The sequence below is a fragment of the Streptomyces mayteni genome (genome assembly GCF_054783955.1).
The window spans coordinates 98,323-116,132 of sequence record NZ_BAAGPR010000012.1 but is presented as its reverse complement, the minus strand read 5'-3'; the positions used below and the strand labels follow the sequence as shown (position 1 = coordinate 116,132).

The window sequence follows — 17,810 nt, the reverse complement described above, 5'->3', positions numbered from 1 at the left end:
CCGCCGCCCAGGCCGTCTGCGCCTGCGCCGCCTGGGGCGCCGCGCCCGGGGCGCTGGCCGCCGCCGAGGCGCTGGCCGGCGTTCTCGCCCACCGGGCGGGCGCCGCCGCCACGCCGTCCCTCTCGTCCGCCAGCTTCGCCCCGGCCGCCGCCCGCTGACGCGGGCCCACGGCCCCACACCCACCCTGGGGGATCCATGAAGATCGCCGTCTTCGGCGCGACCGGCGGCACCGGCAGCGTCGTCGTCCGGCAACTGCTGGAGGCCGGCCGGGACGTGCGCGCCACCACGCGCGGCCCGGACTCGGCCGCGCGGCTGCGCGCCGCCGGCGCCGAGGCCGTCCAGCTGGACCTGGTCAGCTCCTCGCCCGCGGAGGTCGAGGCCGCGCTCGGCGGCTGCGACGTCGTCATCAACGCGGCGGCCGGCCGCACCACTTCGGGCCGGACGGCGCGGAAGGTGGACCGGGACGGGATCATCAGGGCCATCGACGCCGCCGAGCGGGCCGGCGTCGGGCGGTGGATCCAGATCTCCATGATGGGCAGCGACAACCCCAAGCGCATCCCGTTCTTCCTCCGCCGGGTGGCCGCCGCCAAGGGACAGGCGGACGACCACCTGGTCCGCTCGGGGCTGGTCTGGACCGTGATCCGGCCGCCGTGGCTGAACGGCGGCGGGCCCACCGGCTACGTCACGGTGGCCAGGAACCTCGACGGCGGCTCGCTCTCCCGCGGCGACCTGGCCGCGGTGGCCGTCGCCTGCCTCGACGAACCCGCGACCCACCGCCGGCTCTTCGACCTCCAAGGCGGCGGCGTCCCGATGGACCAGGCACTGGCCTCCGTCGCCGAACTGTCCTGAGCCGCACCACGGGGGCCCACAGCCGCCATCCGATGCACCGCACTCATCACCCGACGCTCGACCAACGTCGAGGATTGGAAGGCACCCATGTCGACCAAAGTCGTCTTCATCCACGGTTATCCCGACACACACCGGCTCTGGGACCCGCTCCGCGAGCACCTGCGGGGCTACGACACGGAGGCCCTCGACCTGCCGGGCTACGGCGGGGACATGCCGGACGGCCTCACCGGCACCCGGTGGGAGCTGGCCGAGTGGCTGACCGGCGAGCTGAGAAGATTCCGCCGGCCCGTGCACGTCGTCGCGCACGACGTGGGCGGCATGGTGCTGCACAGCGTGCTCAAGAACAACCCTGAGCTGCTGCGGAGTTGGGCCCTCACCTCGACCTGCGACCCGGACTGGTCGTGGCACCACAACGCCCGGGTCTGGCAGACCACCACGCTGGGCGAGGCCGCCAGGGACGAGTACCTCGGCTACCCGCGCGAGTGGCAGATCATCGGCCTCGGCGAGGCCGGCGTGCCCGAGTACCACGCGCCGGTGACCGCCGAGCACTACGACGCCACCATGTTCAACGCCGGGCTGGCCTTCTACCGCTCCGCCGTCTACATCGGCGACTGGTGGCCAGAGGAGAACGCCGAACTCCCGCCCGGTCTTGTCATCTGGGGCAACCACGACCGCTACCAGGCGCCGCAGCACGGCGTGAAGCTGGCCGCCCGCACCGGGGCCCGCTTCGTCGCGCTGAACTCCGACCACTGGTGGCCGCTGGAGCAGCCCAAGCAGGGCGCCGAGGAGCTGCGCCGCCACTGGGCGGCGGTCGAGCGCGGCTGACGCTCCCCCTCCCCGGGCGGTCCACCCCTCGGGTGGTCCGCCCCCCGGGCGGTTCGCCGAACGGGGGTGGCGGCGGTCGAGGCGCCTTCCGCCCGCCGCCACCCCTCACGCGCTCATCGGACGCCCCGTCAGGCGGGCACGTCCTGGATCAGCCAGAGGCGATCCATGCTCCACCACGGGTCGAGGAGGGTCACCCAGCTGTCGCCGTGGTCCGGGTGCGTCAGCCCCACGACGAAGCGGGTGTCCTTGAGCCCGATCTGGTAGTAGTCCCCTTTCTTGCGCAGCTCCCACTGGTCCTGCGCGTCGGTCAGGGGGCCGACCTCGAGCAGGATCGGCCCCTGGTATCTGACGTTCTCGTAGATCGCGGCGGCCTCGCTCTTGCGCAGCGGTTCCATGTAACGACCGCTGCTGACGTGCCCGATGACGAAGGTGTCGTCGGCGGCCTTGGCGAAGGTCCACCGATGGTTGCCCTCGAGCTCCCCGTGGCCCGCGCGCAGCGCCTTCATGTGCTGCCGTTTGTTGATGAAGGAGTCGGGGATCAGCACGCCCCCAGAGTGGGCGCTCACGATCATCTTCTCCCCGGAGACCAGGTCCTCCAGGTCCATGGCCATCTTGCCCTCGCTTTGCGTTCGTGGGTCGGTCCTCCAGGACAATCCCCACATCAGGGCCGATCGGCCCATGACTTCACCCGCAACGGTTAATTAGTGTCATTACGCTCTCCTCACACAAAGCGCCCCGGCCGGTCCTCGTCGGCGGCCCTGCGGAGCTTGAGCACCTGGTCGGTGCGCAGCGCCAGCCGGCCCTCCGGGTGCGGCATGCCGTGCAGCCTGGTGTCGGCGAGCAGCAGCCGCCACTCCCCCGCCGGCAGGTCGAGCTGGGCGAGCACCTCGTCGGGGGTGAGGGAACCGATCTCGTGGTGGTGGCCAGGCGCCCAGGGCGGCGGGGCGCCGTGCCAGCCGACGAGGAGGACCCCGCCCGGCGCCACCAGCTCGGCCGCCCCCGGCATCCCTGCCCGGGGTGGGACACGGCGGTCACGGTGTCCGCCGAGGGCGGACGGAAGACGGACGGACAGACGCCGGGGGCTACTCGGCGACGGAGATGCCGAAGACGTCCAGGACGGCGTAGACGCCGAGGAAGGCGATGGCCGCGCTGCTCAGCACCAGGGCGACGGTGAGCCAGGGGTTGCCGCGGAACCGCCGGTCGACGCCGACGGTGCGCAGCCGCCAGACGGCGACGACCACGGCGCACAGGAAGATTCCGCCGCCGATGCCGCCGATCTGCACCATCAGCACCGGCGACTGGACCCACAGGAAGGAGGCGGCCCACAGCGGCGGGAGGACGATGGTGAGCAGCCGGATGGTGCGGCGGCGGACCCGCAGGTCGTTCCAGTCGATGACGCCGAGCAGGCCGAGGGAGTTGGCCCACAGCCGCGGCACGCTGGCGGTGGAGCCGATGAGGGTGGAGTAGAGCACGGCGATCGCGCCCACCAGGAAGACGTACTTGGCCCAGGGACCCATGGTGTCGGTGTACATCCGGGAGAGGGTGCTGATCACCTCGTTGCCCTCGGGCACCAGGTCCTGGGGGTGCAGCACGGAGGCGCCGATGACGTAGAAGGCGAGGGTGCACAGGGTGCAGACCAGCCAGGAGACGGTGACGTCGAGGCGCATCACCTTCAGCCAGCCCTCGGCGCGCCTGGCCCGCTCCTCGGAGCCGTCGTCGGGGCCCGTCCAGCGGGCGTAGCCCTTCTCCATGCACCAGTAGGTGTAGGTGGTCATCTCGTCGGCGCCGACGCCGGTGAGGCCGAACATGGCGATGGCGATGCCGAGGGTGCCGGCGGGGATCGTGAAGCTCAGGCCCTCGCCGAGGTCGGAGGGGCCGTAGCCGAAGTCGGTGAACGGCAGGGCGAGCGCCAGGCCGACGGTGATCGTGGTGAAGATGATGACGGACACGACGGCGGCCCGTTCGACGGTCGCGTAGCGGCCGGTCTGCAGGAGCAGCACGGCGCTGGCGGTGATGACGACCGTCCAGGTGGCGAGCGAGGCGAAACTCAGCGCCTCGCCGGTGATCGGCCACATGATGGAGCAGGCGGCGGCGGTGCCGCCGATGATGCCGCCGCGCTGGAACATCTTGGCGAAGTCCATGCCGATCCACAGCCAGTTGATCCAGCCGAGGGGGCCGATCCTGGGGCTGACGTCCCGGTAACCCTCCAGCGCGGTACGGCCGTTGAGGATGGTCCAGCGGGCGAGTTCGGCCTGGATCCAGACCTTGACGGTGGCGCTGATGATGACCAGCCAGAGCAGCACGAAGCCGGCCCTGGCGCCCAGCGCGGTGGTGGCGATCAGTTCGCCCGAGCCGACGATGGCGGCCGAGAGCACCAGACCGGGACCGAGGTAGCGCAGCCGCCCGCTGAACGTGGTGGGCGGTTCGAGCACGTCCTTCGGGTCGAGCCGGTAGGGGTCGACGTTCTCGGTGGCGCCGGCCACCGAGTCGGCCTGTGTCGCAGCCATGCCAAGGTCCTCTCTGTCCGGCGCCGATGCCGGACCGGGAGCGGGGTGGGGAGGTAGGGGGGCGGTCCGGGGAGACCAGCGGGGAAGGAGCGGAGGGGGTGGCGCGCGTGGCGCGGTCAGGAGAACTCGACGGTCTCCACGGTGTGCGCCTCGATCACGTCCCAGTCGTACGCGATGCCGAGCCCGGGGCCCTCGGGGACCGGCACGCAGCCGTCCGGGCCGACGGCGGTCAGGCCGTCCCGGTAGTCGTCCGCGTAGATCAGCTGACTGCGGCCGATCTCGGTCGACTTGGGGTGGACGAACGACATCTCGTAGTAGTTGGTGTTGCGGATCGACGCCATCAGCTGGCGCTGGGCCGGCCCTGGGGTGTGCAGTTCGACGTCGAGGCCGAGCCCCTCGGTGGCGTGGGCGATCTTGAGGGCGCCGGTGATGCCGCCGTCGTACTCGGCGTCCGCGCGCACGAAGTCGGTGCCGCCGCCGACCGCGAAGTCGACGTGCTGTTCCAGGCCGCGGACGTGCTCGGTCTGGAGCAGCGGGGTGCGGATCAACTCGCGCAGCCGCTTGTGGCCCTGGAGCGAGATGCCGGTGTCCTTGTAGGGGTCCTCGAGCCAGAGGTAGTTCGCCTCGTCGCAGGCACGCCCGACCTGGACGGCGTGCGCGAACGTCTCCAGCTTGGAGCCGGGGTCGAGCATCAGGTCCATCTCGGGCCCGACGGCGTCGCGCACGGCCTGGATGGTGCGCACCACCTCGGCCACCTCGTAGTCGTCCCAGACGTGCAACTTGTAGGCGCGGTAGCCGAGTTCACGGCACTGCACGGCGAAGTCAGCGTACGCCTCGGCGCTGTCGAGGCCGCCGGCGCGGTCGCCGGCCGCGGTGGAGGCGTAGGCGGGCAGCCGGGTCTTCCAGCCGCCGAGCAGGGTGCGGACGGAGACGCCGAAGGCGCGGCCCGCGAGGTCCCAGAGCGGGATGTCGATCAGGCCCATGCCCATCTTGTCGAACTTGCGGAGCTGCCGCTTGACGTCGTTGTAGATCAGCTCGCGCTGGAACGGGTCCTTGCCGATGAGGTAGTCGCCGAACATCCTCAGCTGGGCGGCGGCCACCGAGTTGCCGCCGACGTACTCGCCGACCACGCCCTCGTCGGTGTACACGCGCACCGCGTAGGCGCTGACCTGCTTGCTACTGCCCGGCTCGTAGACGAGGGAGAACCCGGTGGGGTGCTTGGCGAAGTCGCGCATCTCGAACTTCGCCTTGTCCACGCGTATCCGGTCGATCTTCACGGGGTCTCCTTCTTCACTGGGGGTCCTTCCGGTTCAGGGCGCCGGTTCACTGCGCCGGTTCAGGGCGCCTCGTGGCGCGGCTCCTCGCCCGCCAGTGCGCGGACCACGTCCTCGGCGACCATGACGCCCATCTCCCGGTTCGCCTCGTGGCTGCAGGCCGCCATGTGGGGAGTGAGCACGACGTTGGGGGCGGAGCGCAGCGCGCTGTCGCCGAGCGGCTCGCTCGCGAAGGCGTCGACGGCCGCGCCGGCCAGGTGGCCCTCGACCAGCAGCGCGGCCAGGGCGTCCTCGTCGACCAGGCCGCCGCGGGCCGCGTTGATCAGGTAGGAGCCGGGGCGCATGGCGCGCAGCGCCGCGGCGTCGAGCAGGGGCGGCGCGCCGGGGTCGGCCGGCAGGTGGAGGCTGGTGAAGTGGGCCTCGGCGAGGCAGCCGGCCAGGTCGGTCGGGCGGGCGCCGCGGGCGGTGATCTCGGCGTCCGGCAGGTAGGGGTCGTGGGCGAGCACGGTCATGCCGAACGCCTGGGCGTAGCCGGCGAGCAGCCGGCCGATGCGGCCGAAGCCGACGATCGCGAGGGTCTTGCCGGCGAGCTCGGGGCCGAAGAGCTTGGGCCAGCCGCCGGCGCGCAGCCGGGCGTCGGCCTCGGTGATCCGGCGGGCGGCGTCGAGGAGGAGGCCGAAGGTGAACTCGGCGACGGCGCGGGAGTTGCTGCCCGGGGCGTAGGTGACGCGGATGCCGCGGGCCCGGGCGGCGGCCAGGTCGATGGTGTCCACGCCCACGCCGTGCTTGGCGATGACCTTCAGCCGGTCGGCGGCCTCGATGACCTCGGCGGTGACGGGGTCCATGCCGACGATCAGCGCGTCGGCCGTGCCCACCCTGGCGAGGAGTTCGGAACCCGGGAGTGCGGCGTCCTCGACGGGGCGTACCGGTCCCGCGCCGGCGTTCTCCAGCAGGTTCCAGGGGTCGCGGGAGTAGCGCGCGAAGGTGGGAGTGGTGATGAGCGTGGTGGGCATGCCTCGGCTTCCCGTGCGGCCGACAGGATCGTGATGCCGGCAACCGTGACATGGTTGTTTGTTTCGCGCAAGGGTTATCGCGCATTTCGCGCGTGATAACGGCGAGGTCACCGGGTTCTGCGCCTAAGGCTGCGCGGATCACGCAAGATCGCGGCGAGTTCCGGCCATCCGCGCACGCCGGCGGTCAACCGCCGGAAGGAAGCGGGCGGGTGGGAGCCGGCGGGTGGGAGCCGGCGGGTGGGAGCCGGCGGGTGGGAGCGGGCCGTGCGTCAGGCGCCCGGCTGGCGAGCCGGCTGGCGCGACGCCTCGGCCGCGGTCGGCGCGCCCCGGCCCGCCGGCGTCGGATGGCGCCCGGTGTCCAGGGCGCGCGAGGTCAGCAGGATCACCAGGCCGGCCAGCGGCACCACGGTCAGGCCAAGACGGATGGAGTGGGCGTCCGCGATCAGCCCCACCACGGGCGGCGAGACCAGCAGGCCGATGCGCAGCAGGAAGGCCGCCACGCTGATGCCGACGCCCGGCGAGAGTCCCGGCACCTCGTCGGCCGCGTGCATCGCGGCCGGGATCAGCGTCGCGATGCCGAGACCGGCGAGGCCGAAGCCGACGATCGTGCTCGGCACCGAGGGCCAGAGCAGCGCCGCGCCCATCCCGGTGACCACCAGAACGCCACCGATCCTGGCGGTCGTCCGGTCACCGAGCCGCTGGACCACCCGGTCGCCGAGCAGCCGGCCGACGGTCTGGGTGCCCTGGAGCGCCATGAAGGCGAGCCCGCCGACGAACGGTCCCGCCCCCAGCTCGTTCTGGAGGTACACCGCGCCCCAGGAGCTCGGCGCGTCCTCCACGACGGTGGTGGCCGCCGTCATCAGCCCGAGCACGGCGAACGCCACCAGCACCGGCCGGCGCAGCCAGACCCGCCCCGCGCCCGGGGTGCCGGCGGCGGGCGCCGCGGCCGGTTCGCGCTCCGTGTCGTCGTGTCCCGGCAGCAGGAACCGCGAAGAGACCAGGGCCGAGGTCACGGCGACCGCGCCGACCAGGCAGAGGTGGACGACGAGCGGCAGCTCGAACTGCGCGGCCGCGGCGCCGGTCACCCCGCCCACCACCGCCCCGACGCTCCACAGTCCGTGGAACGCGTTCAGGATCGACCGGCCGTAGCGCCGCTGCACCCGCATCCCGTGGGCGTTCATCGCCACGTCGTTGGTCCCGTCGAGGCCACCGGCGACGAAGATCGCGACGCACAGCACGGCGAAGCCCGGCGCGGAGCCGACCAGGACGATGTTGACGCCCATCAGCACCTGGCTGACCACCGCCGTGCGCGCCGAGCCGAACCGTTTGATCAGCGGCCCGGCGGACAGGCCGAGCAGCAGCGCGCCGAGCGGCATGGCGGCGATGGCGGTGCCGAGGGCGGCGTTGGAGAGGGCGAGCTCGGCCTTGATCTCCGGGTAGCGCGGGACGACGTTGGAGAAGACGAATCCGTTGACGAAGAACAGCGCGGCGACGGCGAGCCTGGCCCGGACGGGCCGGCCGCCGCCGGAGGCGGTACGGGGGGACATCGATCGCTCCGACGGGCACGACGAGGAAGGCCGCGCCCGGTGGCACGCCCCGCCGGAGTGTATGTCCGCCCCGCACGCCCTGGCCAGGCGTTTCCCGCCCCTCCCGAGCGCCGGCCGCGCCGTCCCGCCCCCGCCCCGCGCTCACCGGCGCGCGAGGGTGAAGGCGAGCGGGGCGTGGGCGGGGGTGCCATCGGCTGCCTCAGCCCCAGATGGCCTCGGCCCACTCCGGGTGGTCGACGAAGGGGTTCCGGTTGCCCTGGTAATCGTCGTAGATCAGTTCGTTGCGGCGCTCCTCGAAGGCCGACGGCGGGTCGAGTTCGTTCCACTCGAGGAGGGTGGAGAGCCGGCCGTGGAGGGGGCGGCTGCCGTTGTTCACGGCGTCGTTGAGTTCGAGGTCGGCGAAGCCGTCGCCGCCCTCGTAGCGCACCGCCATGTAGAAGAGCATCCTGGCGATGTCGCCCTTGTCCTGGTCGCGCGGCTCCCAGGAGTCGGAGTCCGTGTAGTTGCCGGGGGCGTTGGAGACCGGGGAGCCGCCGTCGTCGAAGTCCTTGTTCCCGCGCGAGCTGTTGACCTGCACGTCGGCGGCGCGCAGGTGGTGGACGTCGGTGCCGGGGCCGCGGCCGGTGCCGAAGTCGCCGTGGGACTGGGCCCAGACGTGCTCCCGGTTCCAGTCGCCGACGTTGCCGCCGTTGCGGTCGGCGGAGCGCGACTGGCCGGTGTAGAGGAGGACGACGTTGGCCGGGTTGGCCGGGTCCTGGTCGGTCTCCTTGAGCGCGTCCCAGACCTGGGCGTAGGTGAGGGTGGTGACGCCGGTGCTGACGATCTCGTGCAGCGCGTCCTTCAGCGCGTCGCCGCTGAGGCCGAGCGCGTCGTCGTAATAGGAGGCGGAGGAGGCGTCGTCCAGGGCGGCGGCCGCGGGCGCAGGCTGGGCCGCGGTCGCGGTCGCGGTCGCGGTCGCGGTGGCGAGCGGCAGCGGGGATATGAGGGCGATGGTGACGGCGCCGGTCAGCAGGGTCCGGTGCATGGGGGGCCTTTCGCGGTGGTGGGGGTCACCGCGCGACGCGGGCCGCGCGGCGCGAACGGCCCCCGGGCGGGCGGCCGTTCGATACTGATATGTACCTGCCATGCGGTTCGCGAAACTACGCGCGTCACCCGTCACCCACCCGTACGCCCCTCGTCACACAGGCCCCACCATTGGTTCTACACTTCCGTAGAAAGTGACTCTCCAGCCGATCAACGGAGTTCCTCCATGGCCCTGTGGGACCGCATCAAGGAGTCCGCGTCGACGATGCAGACTCAGCTGAACGCCAAGAAGAACGACCTCAAGAGCGGGGCGTTCCGCGACGCGAGCATGGCGATCTGCGCCCTGGTGGCCGCGGCGGACGGCTCGATCGACCCGGCCGAGCGCCGCCGCGTGGCCCAGCTGATCGCGAGCAACGAGGTGCTGCAGAACTTCGACGCCGCGGATCTGCAACAGCGCTTCGAGAATTGCGTCGACAAGCTCACCGCGGACTTCGACTTCGGTAAGGTCAGCCTCCTGCAGGAGGTCGCCAAGGCCAAGAAGAAGCCGGCGGAGGCACGGGCCGTCATCCAGATCGGCATCGTGATCGGCGGCGCGGACGGGAACTTCGACGAGCAGGAGCGTGGCGTGGTCCGTGAGGCGTGCTTCGCGCTCGGGTTGCCGCCCGCGGAGTTCGACCTCTGAGCGACCCGCTCGGGGACAATTTCGACACTGCTGTAGATTTCATCATCGGAGCCCGAGCGGGCACCTGTGTTACGACCCCATACGCATCGAGGAGGAGAGCGTGGGAGTATCCCTTTCCAAGGGCGGCAATGTCTCGCTGACCAAGGAGGCGCCCGGTCTGACCGCGGTGGTGGTCGGGCTCGGCTGGGACGTTCGTACGACGACGGGCGCCGACTACGACCTGGACGCCAGCGCGCTGCTGTGCACCGCGGCCGGCAAGGTCGTCTCCGACCAGCACTTCGTCTTCTACAACAACCTGACCAGCCCCGACGGCTCCGTGGAGCACACCGGCGACAACCTCACCGGTGAGGGCGAGGGCGACGACGAGGCGATCAAGGTGAACCTGGCCACCGTGCCGCCGGACGTCACCTCGGTCGTCTTCCCCGTCTCCATCCACGACGCGGTGGCGCGCGGGCAGAGCTTCGGCCAGATCCGCAACGCCTTCATCCGCGTGGTCAACCAGGCCGACAACGCGGAGATCGCCCGCTACGACCTCAGCGAGGACGCGGCCACCGAGACGGCGATGATCTTCGGGGAGCTCTACCGGCACGGCGCCGAGTGGAAGTTCCGCGCCGTGGGCCAGGGGTACGCCTCCGGCCTGGCGGGGATCGCCTCCGACTACGGCGTCAACGTCTGAGCCGAGCGCGGCCTTCGACGACCGGGGCGCCGGCGCGGGATGATCCCGCGCCGGCGCCCCGCGTCGTCACGCCTCGACCTGGGCGATCCCCGGCCGGCCGGCCGCCAGGTAGACGCTGGCCCGGGTGGAGATCGGGGCGCCTGGCCGGCTGACGTAGGGCACCACCCGGTAGTCGGTCACCCACTCGTCCCGGGTCACCCGGCAACGGCCGTAGCCGCGCTGCCCGTTGTGGAAGCGCATGTGCGGGTTCTCGGCGAGCCAGCGGCGGCCCCACTCGTCGTGGTCCGCGCCGTCGCCGCTGGAGGTGATCGAGGTGGCCATGAACTCGGCGCCCACGGTTTCGGAGTCCGGATCGTCGAAGTCGGCCCTGAGGTCGCCGGCCAGGTTCCGGTGCGCGTCGCCGGTCAACACCACGAAGTTGTCGACCCCGTTCCGCAGCACGTCGCCGAAGAGCCGGTCCCTGGCCGCCACATAGCCGTCCCAGGTGTCCATGCCGAAGTCCCGCTCCTGGCCGGCCGCGGCGTCCGCCTGCATCATCAGCACCTGGTTGGCCAGCACGTCCCAGACCGCGTCCGAGTCCCGCAGCCCCTCGGCCAGCCAGTGCTCCTGCTCGGCGCCGAGCATGGTCCGGTCCGCGGCGCGGCGCTCGGCGCAGTCGTGGTCACGGCCCGGGCCGTAGCAGACCTGGTCGTCCCGGTACTGCCGGCCGTCGAGCACGTTGAAGCGGGCCAGGTCGCCGTAGTCGAAGCGGCGGTACAGCGACATGTGCGGGCCCGAGGGCAGCGCGCTCCGGCGCAGCGGCAGGTGCTCGTAGTACGCCTGGAAGGCCGCGGCGCGCTGGGCGAGGAAGTCGTCGCCGGTCTCGCCCTCGCCGCCGATGTCGCCGGCCCAGTCGTTGTCGACCTCGTGGTCGTCAAGGGTGACGATCCAGGGCGCGGCGGCGTGCGCGGCCCGCAGGTCGGGGTCGGTCTTGTACTGGCCGTGCCTGACCCGGTAGTCGGCGAGCGAGTAGGGCTCGCCGACCGGGAGGTGGTCGCGGCCGATCCCGCTCGGCTCGCTGATCTCGTAGATGTAGTCGCCGAGGTGCAGCACCACGTCCAGGTCCTCTTCGGCCAGGTGCCGCAGCGCCGTGAAGTGGCCCTCGAAGTAGTTCTGGCAGCTGAGGTAGCCGAAGGTGAGCGAGTTCGGCGTGGCGTCGGCGGCCGGCGCCGTCCTGGTGCGGCCGGTCTCGCTGAGCTGCCTGGCGGCCCGAAAGCGGTACCAGTACTCGCGGTCGGGGCGCAGGCCGCGCACGTCCACATGCACGGAGTGGCCGAGCTCGGGGGTGGCGCGGGCGACGCCGGAGCGCACGACGCGGCGGAAGCCGGGGTCGGCGGCCACCTGCCAGTCCACCGGCACGGCCACCTCGGGCATGCCGCCGCGCCCGTCGGGCGCCAGCGGGTCGGGGGCCAGCCTGGTCCACAGCACCACGCCGTCGGGCAGCGGGTCGCCTGAGGCGACGCCGAGCGCGAAGGGGTATCCGGTGAGCCGCGGGGACTCCCTGACGGTCGCGGCCGTGGCGCCGGAGAGCGGCAGGGCGGCGGCCAGTGCGGTGCCGCCCGCCATGACGAGCAGGCGGCGGCGATCCAGTGAGGGGCTGGACAAGGTGACTCCCCTATCGGGTTCCGACGACGGGCGCCGGAACACTTCCAACGGCTCGCGATGGAAGCAGCCGGTTCCGTCGCGCCGGAGAGCGACGGGTGAACAGTCGACGCCGTTCCGCGAAGCCCGGGCGAACGGAACATTCCTCCCCGATTCGGTCACCGCGCGGCCGGGTGGCCAACTGCCACGGGGGGTACGCCACATGGCGCCGTAAGGTCGCGGCTCACCCGCGTTAAGGGATCGGTATCGCTCGGCTGTCACCGTCTCACCCGGAAGCGTGACTCTCCCCACTCCGGAAGGGACGCCATGTCCGCCATGCCCACCATCCCCGGACCAGGCACCGGCCGACGCCGCTTTCTCACCGCCGGCGCCACGGCCCTCGGCAGCGCGGCGATGGGACAGCTGGCCGGCGCCGCGCCCGCCGGCGCTGTCGAGGAGCCCGTCCGGAACGCCACCAGGACCGCCCCCGCGCCGGACAGGACGGCGACCGCGCCCACCGAACCCCCGGTCCCCGACGGGGCGTTCTCGCTCGGGGTGGCCTCCGGCGATCCCCTGCCCGACGGCGTGGTGCTGTGGACCAGGCTCGCCCCGGACCCCCTCAACGGCGGCGGCATGCCCGACGCGGCGTTCACCGTGCACTGGCAGATCGCCGAGGACGCCAGGTTCCGCCGGGTCGTCGGGTGGGGCACCGTCCTGGCCGAGCCGGCGCTCGGGCACAGCGTGCACGTCGACGTCCGGGGCCTGCGCCCGCACCGTGACCACTGGTACCGGTTCCGGGTCGGCCGCCAGCTCTCCCCCGTCGGGCGCACCCGCACCGCACCGCCCGCCCACGCGGAGGGCCGGCTGCGGCTGGCGCTGGCCTCCTGCCAGAACTGGCAGCACGGCTGGTTCACCCCGTACGCCGACATGGCGGACCAGGACGTCGACGCGGTGCTGTTCGTCGGCGACTACATCTACGAGAGCGCCCCCTCGGCCACCGCCGTGCGCCGCCACGAGGGCGGCGGCGAGCCGTACTCGCTGGCCCAGTACCGCAACCGCTACGCCCAGTACCGCACCGACCCCGACCTGCTGCGGATGCACGCCGAGGCGCCCTGGATCGTCACCTTCGACGACCACGAGGTGGACAACGACTTCGCCGGCGAGATCCCGCAGGACCCGGACCGGCAGCCGCACGACGCGTTCGTCGCCCGGCTGACCGCCGCCTACCAGGCGTTCTACGAGCACATGCCGGTGCGGGCCACCGCCGTGCCGTCCGGGCCGCACATCAGGGCGCACCGCCGCCTCGACTTCGGGCGGCTCGCCAGGCTCCAGGTGCTCGACACCCGGCAGTACCGCAGCGACCAGGCAACCAGCCAGGAGGGCGCCGGGAACCCGCTGCTGACCATGCTGGGCGCCGAGCAGAAGCGCTGGATGCTCGAAGGGCTGCGCCGCTCCCCGGCCCGCTGGAACCTGATCGGTTCGCAGATCATGATGGCCGAGACCGACCTGCTCGTCGGCGAGGGCAAGCAGTGGTTCTACGACGCCTGGGACGGCTACCAGGTGGAACGCGACGAGCTGCTCGGCGAGTTCGCCGCCATCCGCAACCCGGTGGTGCTCTCGGGAGACCGCCACCTGACGATGGTCAGCGACCTGCGGCGGGACTTCGCCGAGCCGTCGTCCCAGGTGGTCGGCGCCGAGTTCGTGTCCACCTCGATCAGCGCCAACGGCGACCAGGACCAGGCGGCGTTCCGCGCCGAGTGGGATCCGCGGCGGCCCGACAACCCGCACTGGAAGCTGCTCGACGCGCACCGCGGCTACCACCTGTTCGACATCGACAGGAACGGGATCGACGCCCAGGTGCGGACCGTGGACACCGTCCGGCAGCCGCGGGCCACGGCCGGCACCCTGGCCAGGCTCCGGGTGGAGAACGGGCGGCCAGGCGTCGAGCTGGCGTAGCCCGGCCGGACGGCAACCTTCGCCGGGGCCGCGACCACTTCAGCGGAGAGAGCTTCCCCACCGGTGAGGAGTGCCACCGTGAGCCCTGTGCACCGTCTCCTGTCCCGCGCCCTGGCGGCGGCCCTCGCGGCCGCCGCCATGCTGCTGCTGACGCCAGGCAGCGCCGTCGCCTACCCCAACCCCGGGCTGGTCACGGGGGCGGTCGGCATCCACGACCCCTCGATGGTCAGAACCAGCTCGGGCTATGTGCTCTACGGCTCCAACAACCGCCTGGACGCCCGCAGTTCGTCGGACCGGATCGCGTTCGCCAACGCGGGCTCGGCCTTCAACTCCCCGCTGTCCTGGTGGTCGACCTACTCGCCGGAGCAGAGCCCCTGGGCGCCCGACATCTCGTACCACAACGGCACTTACTGGCTGTACTACGCGGTCTCCAGCTTCGGTTCCAACCACTCCGCGATCGGCCTGGCCACCTCCAGCACCGGCCGCCCCGGCAGCTTCACCGACCGCGGCATCGTCTACTCGACCACCACCAGCTCCAACCACAACGCCATCGACCCCAACCTGCTGGTCGACGACAACGGCACCTGGTGGCTGACGTTCGGCTCCTGGTGGACCGGGATCAAGCAGATCCAGCTCAACCCGGCCACCGGCCTGCGGCACGCCACCAACCGCACCGTCTACAACCTGGCCTCCCAGGGCGGCGGCATCGAGGGCCCGTCGCTGGTGAAGCGCGACGGCTACTACTACCTCTTCAACTCCTACGGCACCTGCTGCGCCGGCACCAGCAGCACCTACCACATCAAGGTGGGCCGCTCCACCAGCCCCAACGGCCCGTTCGTGGACCGCAACGGCGTCAACCTGACGAACGGCGGCGGCACTTTGGTCCGCGAGACGCAGGGCCGGTACGTCGGTCCTGGCGGCCAGTCGGTGATGAACGACGTCGACGGCGACCTGCTCGTCTACCACTACTACGACGGCCAGGACAACGGCGCGCCGAAGCTGGGCGTGAACCTGATCAACTGGAGCAGCGGCTGGCCCGTCCTCTACTGACGACTGGCTCTCCCCGCGGTTCGGCTGGGGGCACCTCCCAGCGTTAGCTGGGGGAGGGTCGCTGTTCGCCGAGAGTTCCGCCCGCGTGTCTCCGCCGTGGACGCCCCCGGACCATGCTGCGGTCTGGTGAGACAGCAGAACGACGGGAGAACACACATGTCGGTGCCCTCGATGCGACCGTCCAGGAGATCGATGTTGCGCGGCGGCGTCGCCGCCTCGGCCGGCCTAGCCCTCACGGGCCTGGCCGGCACCGCGCCGGCGCTGGCGCGCTCCGGCCGCCCGACCGCCGGCTGGGGCGTGCAGGTCGGCGACGTCACCAGTTCCTCGGGTCTTGTCTGGGTGCGGTCCGACCGGCCGGCCCGGATGATCGTGGAGACCTCGGCGACCGAGTCGTTCCGCCGGGTCGAGCGCTGGCGCGGCCCGCTGCTCGGCCCCGGCAGCGACTTCACCGGCACCACCCCGCTGCGCGGCCTGCCGGCCGGCGAGCAGGTGCACTACCGGGTGCTGCTCACCGACCCCGACGACCCGCGCCGCGCCGCCGAGCCGGTCACCGGCACGTTCCGCACCGCGCCTGGCCGCCGCCGGGACGGGGTGAGCTTCGTCTGGTCGGGCGACCTGGCGGGCCAGGGCTGGGGCATCAACCAGGAGCTCGGCGGCTACCAGCTCTTCGAGGAGATGCGCCGCCTCGACCCGGACTTCTTCCTCTTCAGCGGCGACACCATCTACGCCGACGGGCCGCTCGCCGAGTCCGTGACGCTGCCGGACGGCCGGGTGTGGCGCAACGTCACCCGCCCGGAGAAGGCCAAGGTCGCCGAGACGCTGGCCGAGTACCGGGGCAACTTCCGCTACAACCTGGAGGACGCCAACCTGCGGCGCTTCAACGCCCAGGTGCCGGCGATCGTCCAGTGGGACGACCACGAGGTCACCAACAACTGGTACCCGGGCGAGCTCCTGGTCGACGACCGCTACACCGAGAAGTCCGTCGACGTGCTGGCGTCCCGGGCCCGGCGGGCGTTCGCCGAGTACTTCCCGATCCCCACGCTGAGCCCCGCCCGCGACGGCCGGGTGCACCGGGTCGTGCGGTACGGGCCGCTGCTCGACGTGTTCGTGCTCGACATGCGCACCCACCGGAACCGCAACTCCACCAACGACCAGACCCGCGACGAGCAGGGCATCCTCGGCGCCGAGCAGCTGCGCTGGCTAAAGACCGAGCTGTCACGTTCCCGCGCGGTGTGGAAGGTGATCGCGGCCGACATGCCGATCGGGCTCGTGGTGCCGGACGGCGCCACCGACTTCGAGGCCATCGCCAACGCCGACCCGGGCGCGCCGCTCGGCCGGGAGCTCCAGATCGCCGAGCTGCTGCGCTTCGTCAAACACCGCAGGATCACCGGCACGGTGTGGCTGACCGCCGACGTGCACCACACCTCGGCCCAGCACTACCAGCCGTCCCGGGCCGCGTTCGGCGACTTCGAGCCCTTCTGGGAGTTCGTCACGGGCCCGATCAACGCCGGCGCCTTCCCGGCCAGCGCGCTGGACGCGACGTTCGGCCCCGAGCGGGTCTTCGTCAAGGCGCCGGAGCGCGCCAACGTCTCCCCGGCCGAGGGCTACCAGTTCTACGGCGAGGTGGACATCGAAGGCGAGAGCGGCGAGCTGACGGTGCGGCTGCGCGAGCTGGGCGGCGCCGTGCTCTACACCAAGGTGCTCCAGCCGGGCCGCGTCGGCCAGTAGCCGCCTGGCGGCGGCACCGCCCCCGCGGACGGTAGCCCGCCGCTCCGTGCTGGGGCCGCGACGCGGCCCCAGCACGGATGCGGGGCCGACCAGGTCAGACGACCTTCCACCGCACCAGTCCGGCCAGGACCAACGCGCCGGGCAGCAGCGGCAGCCAGACCGTGATCACCCGGTAGACGAGCACCGCCGCGGTCGCGGCGCCCACGGCGGCGCCGGTGGCCACCAGCGCCACCACGAGCGCCGCGTCGACCGAGCCGATGCCGCCGGGCGAGGGCACCATGGCCGCCACCACGGAGCCCGCCATGTAGGCGAGCACCACGTGGCCGACCGGCACCGTCAACCCGAGCGCGAGGGCGACCGTCACCAGGCCCGCGGCCTGGAGCAGCGGGAAGGCGAAGGAGCCGCCCCACAGCGCGAGCACCCGGGACGGCCTGGTGTGCAGCGAGCGGACGTCGGTGAGCGCGGTCCGCACGAAGGTGAGGGTGGCGCGCCGCACCCGGCCCACGCAGGCCAGCCCGGCGGCGACCACGACGAGCACGGCGACCGTGACGGTGGCGATGAGCGACAGGCCGATCCGCTCCGGCAGCAGGGTCTCCAGGCGCAGCGCCCTGGGGAAGGCGAGCAGCAGCCCGAGCAGCAGGACGACCCTGGCGACGCCCTCGGCCAGGTAGTAGAGGGCGAGCGCGGCCGAGTAGCGGGCTGGCGGCAGGCCGCAGCGCGCCATGAAGCGGATGTTGACGGCGCCGGCGCCGATGCCGGAGGGCAGCAGGTGGTTGGCCGCCCCGGCGGCGAACTGGGTGACCAACAGCCGCCCGGCGGGCAGGCGTTCGAGCACCGTGCCCTGTCGGGCGAAGGAGACGGCGACCCAGCCGAGCAGGGTGCTGACCACCGCGGCCAGCATCCAGTAGCCGTTCCCGTCGAGCGCCTGCCTGACGCCCGAGGCGAGGTGCGCGTGGTGGTACACCAGCCAGACCACCACGGCGGCGATCGGCAGCAGCATGAGGATCCGGCGTAGCACGCGACGAGCATGGCGGCGCGACGTGTCGCGGGGTGATCCGGG

The 17,810-nt window shown here is 72.3% G+C and carries 16 protein-coding genes; 7 read left to right on the top strand and 9 right to left on the bottom strand.

Going from position 1 to position 17,810, the window contains the following annotated elements; genetic code table 11:
- Positions 1-195: 195 nt before the first annotated feature.
- Together ACYVPE_RS08655 and ACYVPE_RS08650 are read left to right on the top strand one after the other, a co-directional pair.
- On the top strand, positions 196-849 hold the full coding sequence (locus ACYVPE_RS08655) for an SDR family oxidoreductase (protein WP_461032847.1): 654 nt from the start codon (positions 196-198) through the stop codon (positions 847-849).
- Positions 850-936: 87 nt separating this feature from the next.
- Positions 937-1,674: an alpha/beta fold hydrolase gene (locus tag ACYVPE_RS08650; protein WP_461032846.1), complete on the top strand. Its 738-nt coding sequence runs from the start codon at positions 937-939 to the stop codon at positions 1,672-1,674.
- A 128-nt stretch (positions 1,675-1,802) separates the two neighbouring features.
- Here ACYVPE_RS08650 and ACYVPE_RS08645 read toward each other — a convergent pair whose 3' ends face one another.
- The 7 genes from ACYVPE_RS08645 to ACYVPE_RS08615 all read right to left on the bottom strand — a co-directional run bounded on the left by ACYVPE_RS08645 (position 1,803) and on the right by ACYVPE_RS08615 (position 9,039).
- Entirely contained in the window at positions 1,803-2,285 is a 483-nt protein-coding gene (locus tag ACYVPE_RS08645) for a hypothetical protein (RefSeq protein ID WP_461032845.1), read from the bottom strand.
- A gap of 110 nt (positions 2,286-2,395) precedes the next feature.
- Positions 2,396-2,680 carry a hypothetical protein gene (locus ACYVPE_RS08640; protein ID WP_461032844.1) on the bottom strand — a complete coding sequence of 95 codons (285 nt, stop codon included), beginning with the start codon at positions 2,678-2,680 and terminating at the stop codon, positions 2,396-2,398.
- A 76-nt stretch (positions 2,681-2,756) separates the two neighbouring features.
- The gene (locus ACYVPE_RS08635; protein WP_461032843.1) at positions 2,757-4,181 is read right to left on the bottom strand and encodes an Nramp family divalent metal transporter; all 1,425 of its coding nucleotides are present in this window, start codon (positions 4,179-4,181) and stop codon (positions 2,757-2,759) included.
- 116 nt (positions 4,182-4,297) lie between these two features.
- The gene (locus ACYVPE_RS08630; RefSeq protein ID WP_461032842.1) at positions 4,298-5,458 is read right to left on the bottom strand and encodes an enolase C-terminal domain-like protein; all 1,161 of its coding nucleotides are present in this window, start codon (positions 5,456-5,458) and stop codon (positions 4,298-4,300) included.
- A gap of 59 nt (positions 5,459-5,517) precedes the next feature.
- Entirely contained in the window at positions 5,518-6,468 is a 951-nt protein-coding gene (locus ACYVPE_RS08625) for a phosphoglycerate dehydrogenase (protein WP_461032841.1), read from the bottom strand.
- Between the two features lie 269 nt (positions 6,469-6,737).
- The gene (locus tag ACYVPE_RS08620; protein ID WP_461032840.1) at positions 6,738-8,015 is read right to left on the bottom strand and encodes an MFS transporter; all 1,278 of its coding nucleotides are present in this window, start codon (positions 8,013-8,015) and stop codon (positions 6,738-6,740) included.
- Positions 8,016-8,214: 199 nt separating this feature from the next.
- Positions 8,215-9,039 carry an endonuclease I family protein gene (locus ACYVPE_RS08615; RefSeq protein WP_461032839.1) on the bottom strand — a complete coding sequence of 275 codons (825 nt, stop codon included), beginning with the start codon at positions 9,037-9,039 and terminating at the stop codon, positions 8,215-8,217.
- Positions 9,040-9,264: 225 nt separating this feature from the next.
- Here ACYVPE_RS08615 and ACYVPE_RS08610 point away from each other — a divergent pair, with 225 nt between their 5' ends.
- Both ACYVPE_RS08610 and ACYVPE_RS08605 read left to right on the top strand, forming a co-directional pair.
- Complete coding sequence (locus tag ACYVPE_RS08610; protein ID WP_461032838.1) at positions 9,265-9,720, top strand: tellurite resistance TerB family protein; 456 nt, start codon at positions 9,265-9,267, stop codon at positions 9,718-9,720.
- Between the two features lie 100 nt (positions 9,721-9,820).
- Positions 9,821-10,396: a TerD family protein gene (locus ACYVPE_RS08605; protein ID WP_461032837.1), complete on the top strand. Its 576-nt coding sequence runs from the start codon at positions 9,821-9,823 to the stop codon at positions 10,394-10,396.
- 66 nt (positions 10,397-10,462) lie between these two features.
- On the opposite strand, the gene ACYVPE_RS08600 is transcribed toward ACYVPE_RS08605, so the two are convergent.
- Positions 10,463-12,001 carry an alkaline phosphatase D family protein gene (locus tag ACYVPE_RS08600; RefSeq protein WP_461032855.1) on the bottom strand — a complete coding sequence of 513 codons (1,539 nt, stop codon included), beginning with the start codon at positions 11,999-12,001 and terminating at the stop codon, positions 10,463-10,465.
- Between the two features lie 351 nt (positions 12,002-12,352).
- Here ACYVPE_RS08600 and ACYVPE_RS08595 point away from each other — a divergent pair, with 351 nt between their 5' ends.
- From ACYVPE_RS08595 to ACYVPE_RS08585, 3 genes are all read left to right on the top strand, one after another.
- Positions 12,353-13,972 carry an alkaline phosphatase D family protein gene (locus ACYVPE_RS08595; RefSeq protein WP_461032836.1) on the top strand — a complete coding sequence of 540 codons (1,620 nt, stop codon included), beginning with the start codon at positions 12,353-12,355 and terminating at the stop codon, positions 13,970-13,972.
- A gap of 138 nt (positions 13,973-14,110) precedes the next feature.
- Entirely contained in the window at positions 14,111-15,022 is a 912-nt protein-coding gene (locus tag ACYVPE_RS08590; protein ID WP_461032854.1) for an arabinan endo-1,5-alpha-L-arabinosidase, read from the top strand.
- Between the two features lie 192 nt (positions 15,023-15,214).
- The gene (locus ACYVPE_RS08585; protein ID WP_461032853.1) at positions 15,215-16,750 is read left to right on the top strand and encodes an alkaline phosphatase D family protein; all 1,536 of its coding nucleotides are present in this window, start codon (positions 15,215-15,217) and stop codon (positions 16,748-16,750) included.
- Between the two features lie 94 nt (positions 16,751-16,844).
- On the opposite strand, the gene ACYVPE_RS08580 is transcribed toward ACYVPE_RS08585, so the two are convergent.
- Entirely contained in the window at positions 16,845-17,768 is a 924-nt protein-coding gene (locus tag ACYVPE_RS08580) for a lysylphosphatidylglycerol synthase transmembrane domain-containing protein (protein WP_461032835.1), read from the bottom strand.
- Positions 17,769-17,810 lie beyond the last annotated feature (42 nt).

What these genes read in the sequence shown, in the direction of transcription:
- ACYVPE_RS08610 (WP_461032838.1), top strand. Translation starts at nt 9,265, where the DNA reads ATGGCCCTGTGGGACCGCATCAAGGAGTCCGCGTCGACGATGCAGACT.
- ACYVPE_RS08650 (WP_461032846.1), top strand. Translation starts at nt 937, where the DNA reads ATGTCGACCAAAGTCGTCTTCATCCACGGTTATCCCGACACACACCGG.
- ACYVPE_RS08645 (WP_461032845.1), bottom strand. Translation starts at nt 2,285, where the DNA reads ATGGCCATGGACCTGGAGGACCTGGTCTCCGGGGAGAAGATGATCGTG.
- ACYVPE_RS08590 (WP_461032854.1), top strand. Translation starts at nt 14,111, where the DNA reads ATGCTGCTGCTGACGCCAGGCAGCGCCGTCGCCTACCCCAACCCCGGG.
- ACYVPE_RS08635 (WP_461032843.1), bottom strand. Translation starts at nt 4,181, where the DNA reads ATGGCTGCGACACAGGCCGACTCGGTGGCCGGCGCCACCGAGAACGTC.
- ACYVPE_RS08640 (WP_461032844.1), bottom strand. Translation starts at nt 2,680, where the DNA reads ATGCCGGGGGCGGCCGAGCTGGTGGCGCCGGGCGGGGTCCTCCTCGTC.
- ACYVPE_RS08600 (WP_461032855.1), bottom strand. Translation starts at nt 12,001, where the DNA reads ATGGCGGGCGGCACCGCACTGGCCGCCGCCCTGCCGCTCTCCGGCGCC.
- ACYVPE_RS08655 (WP_461032847.1), top strand. Translation starts at nt 196, where the DNA reads ATGAAGATCGCCGTCTTCGGCGCGACCGGCGGCACCGGCAGCGTCGTC.
- ACYVPE_RS08615 (WP_461032839.1), bottom strand. Translation starts at nt 9,039, where the DNA reads ATGCACCGGACCCTGCTGACCGGCGCCGTCACCATCGCCCTCATATCC.
- ACYVPE_RS08585 (WP_461032853.1), top strand. Translation starts at nt 15,215, where the DNA reads ATGTTGCGCGGCGGCGTCGCCGCCTCGGCCGGCCTAGCCCTCACGGGC.
- ACYVPE_RS08625 (WP_461032841.1), bottom strand. Translation starts at nt 6,468, where the DNA reads ATGCCCACCACGCTCATCACCACTCCCACCTTCGCGCGCTACTCCCGC.
- ACYVPE_RS08595 (WP_461032836.1), top strand. Translation starts at nt 12,353, where the DNA reads ATGCCCACCATCCCCGGACCAGGCACCGGCCGACGCCGCTTTCTCACC.
- ACYVPE_RS08620 (WP_461032840.1), bottom strand. Translation starts at nt 8,015, where the DNA reads ATGTCCCCCCGTACCGCCTCCGGCGGCGGCCGGCCCGTCCGGGCCAGG.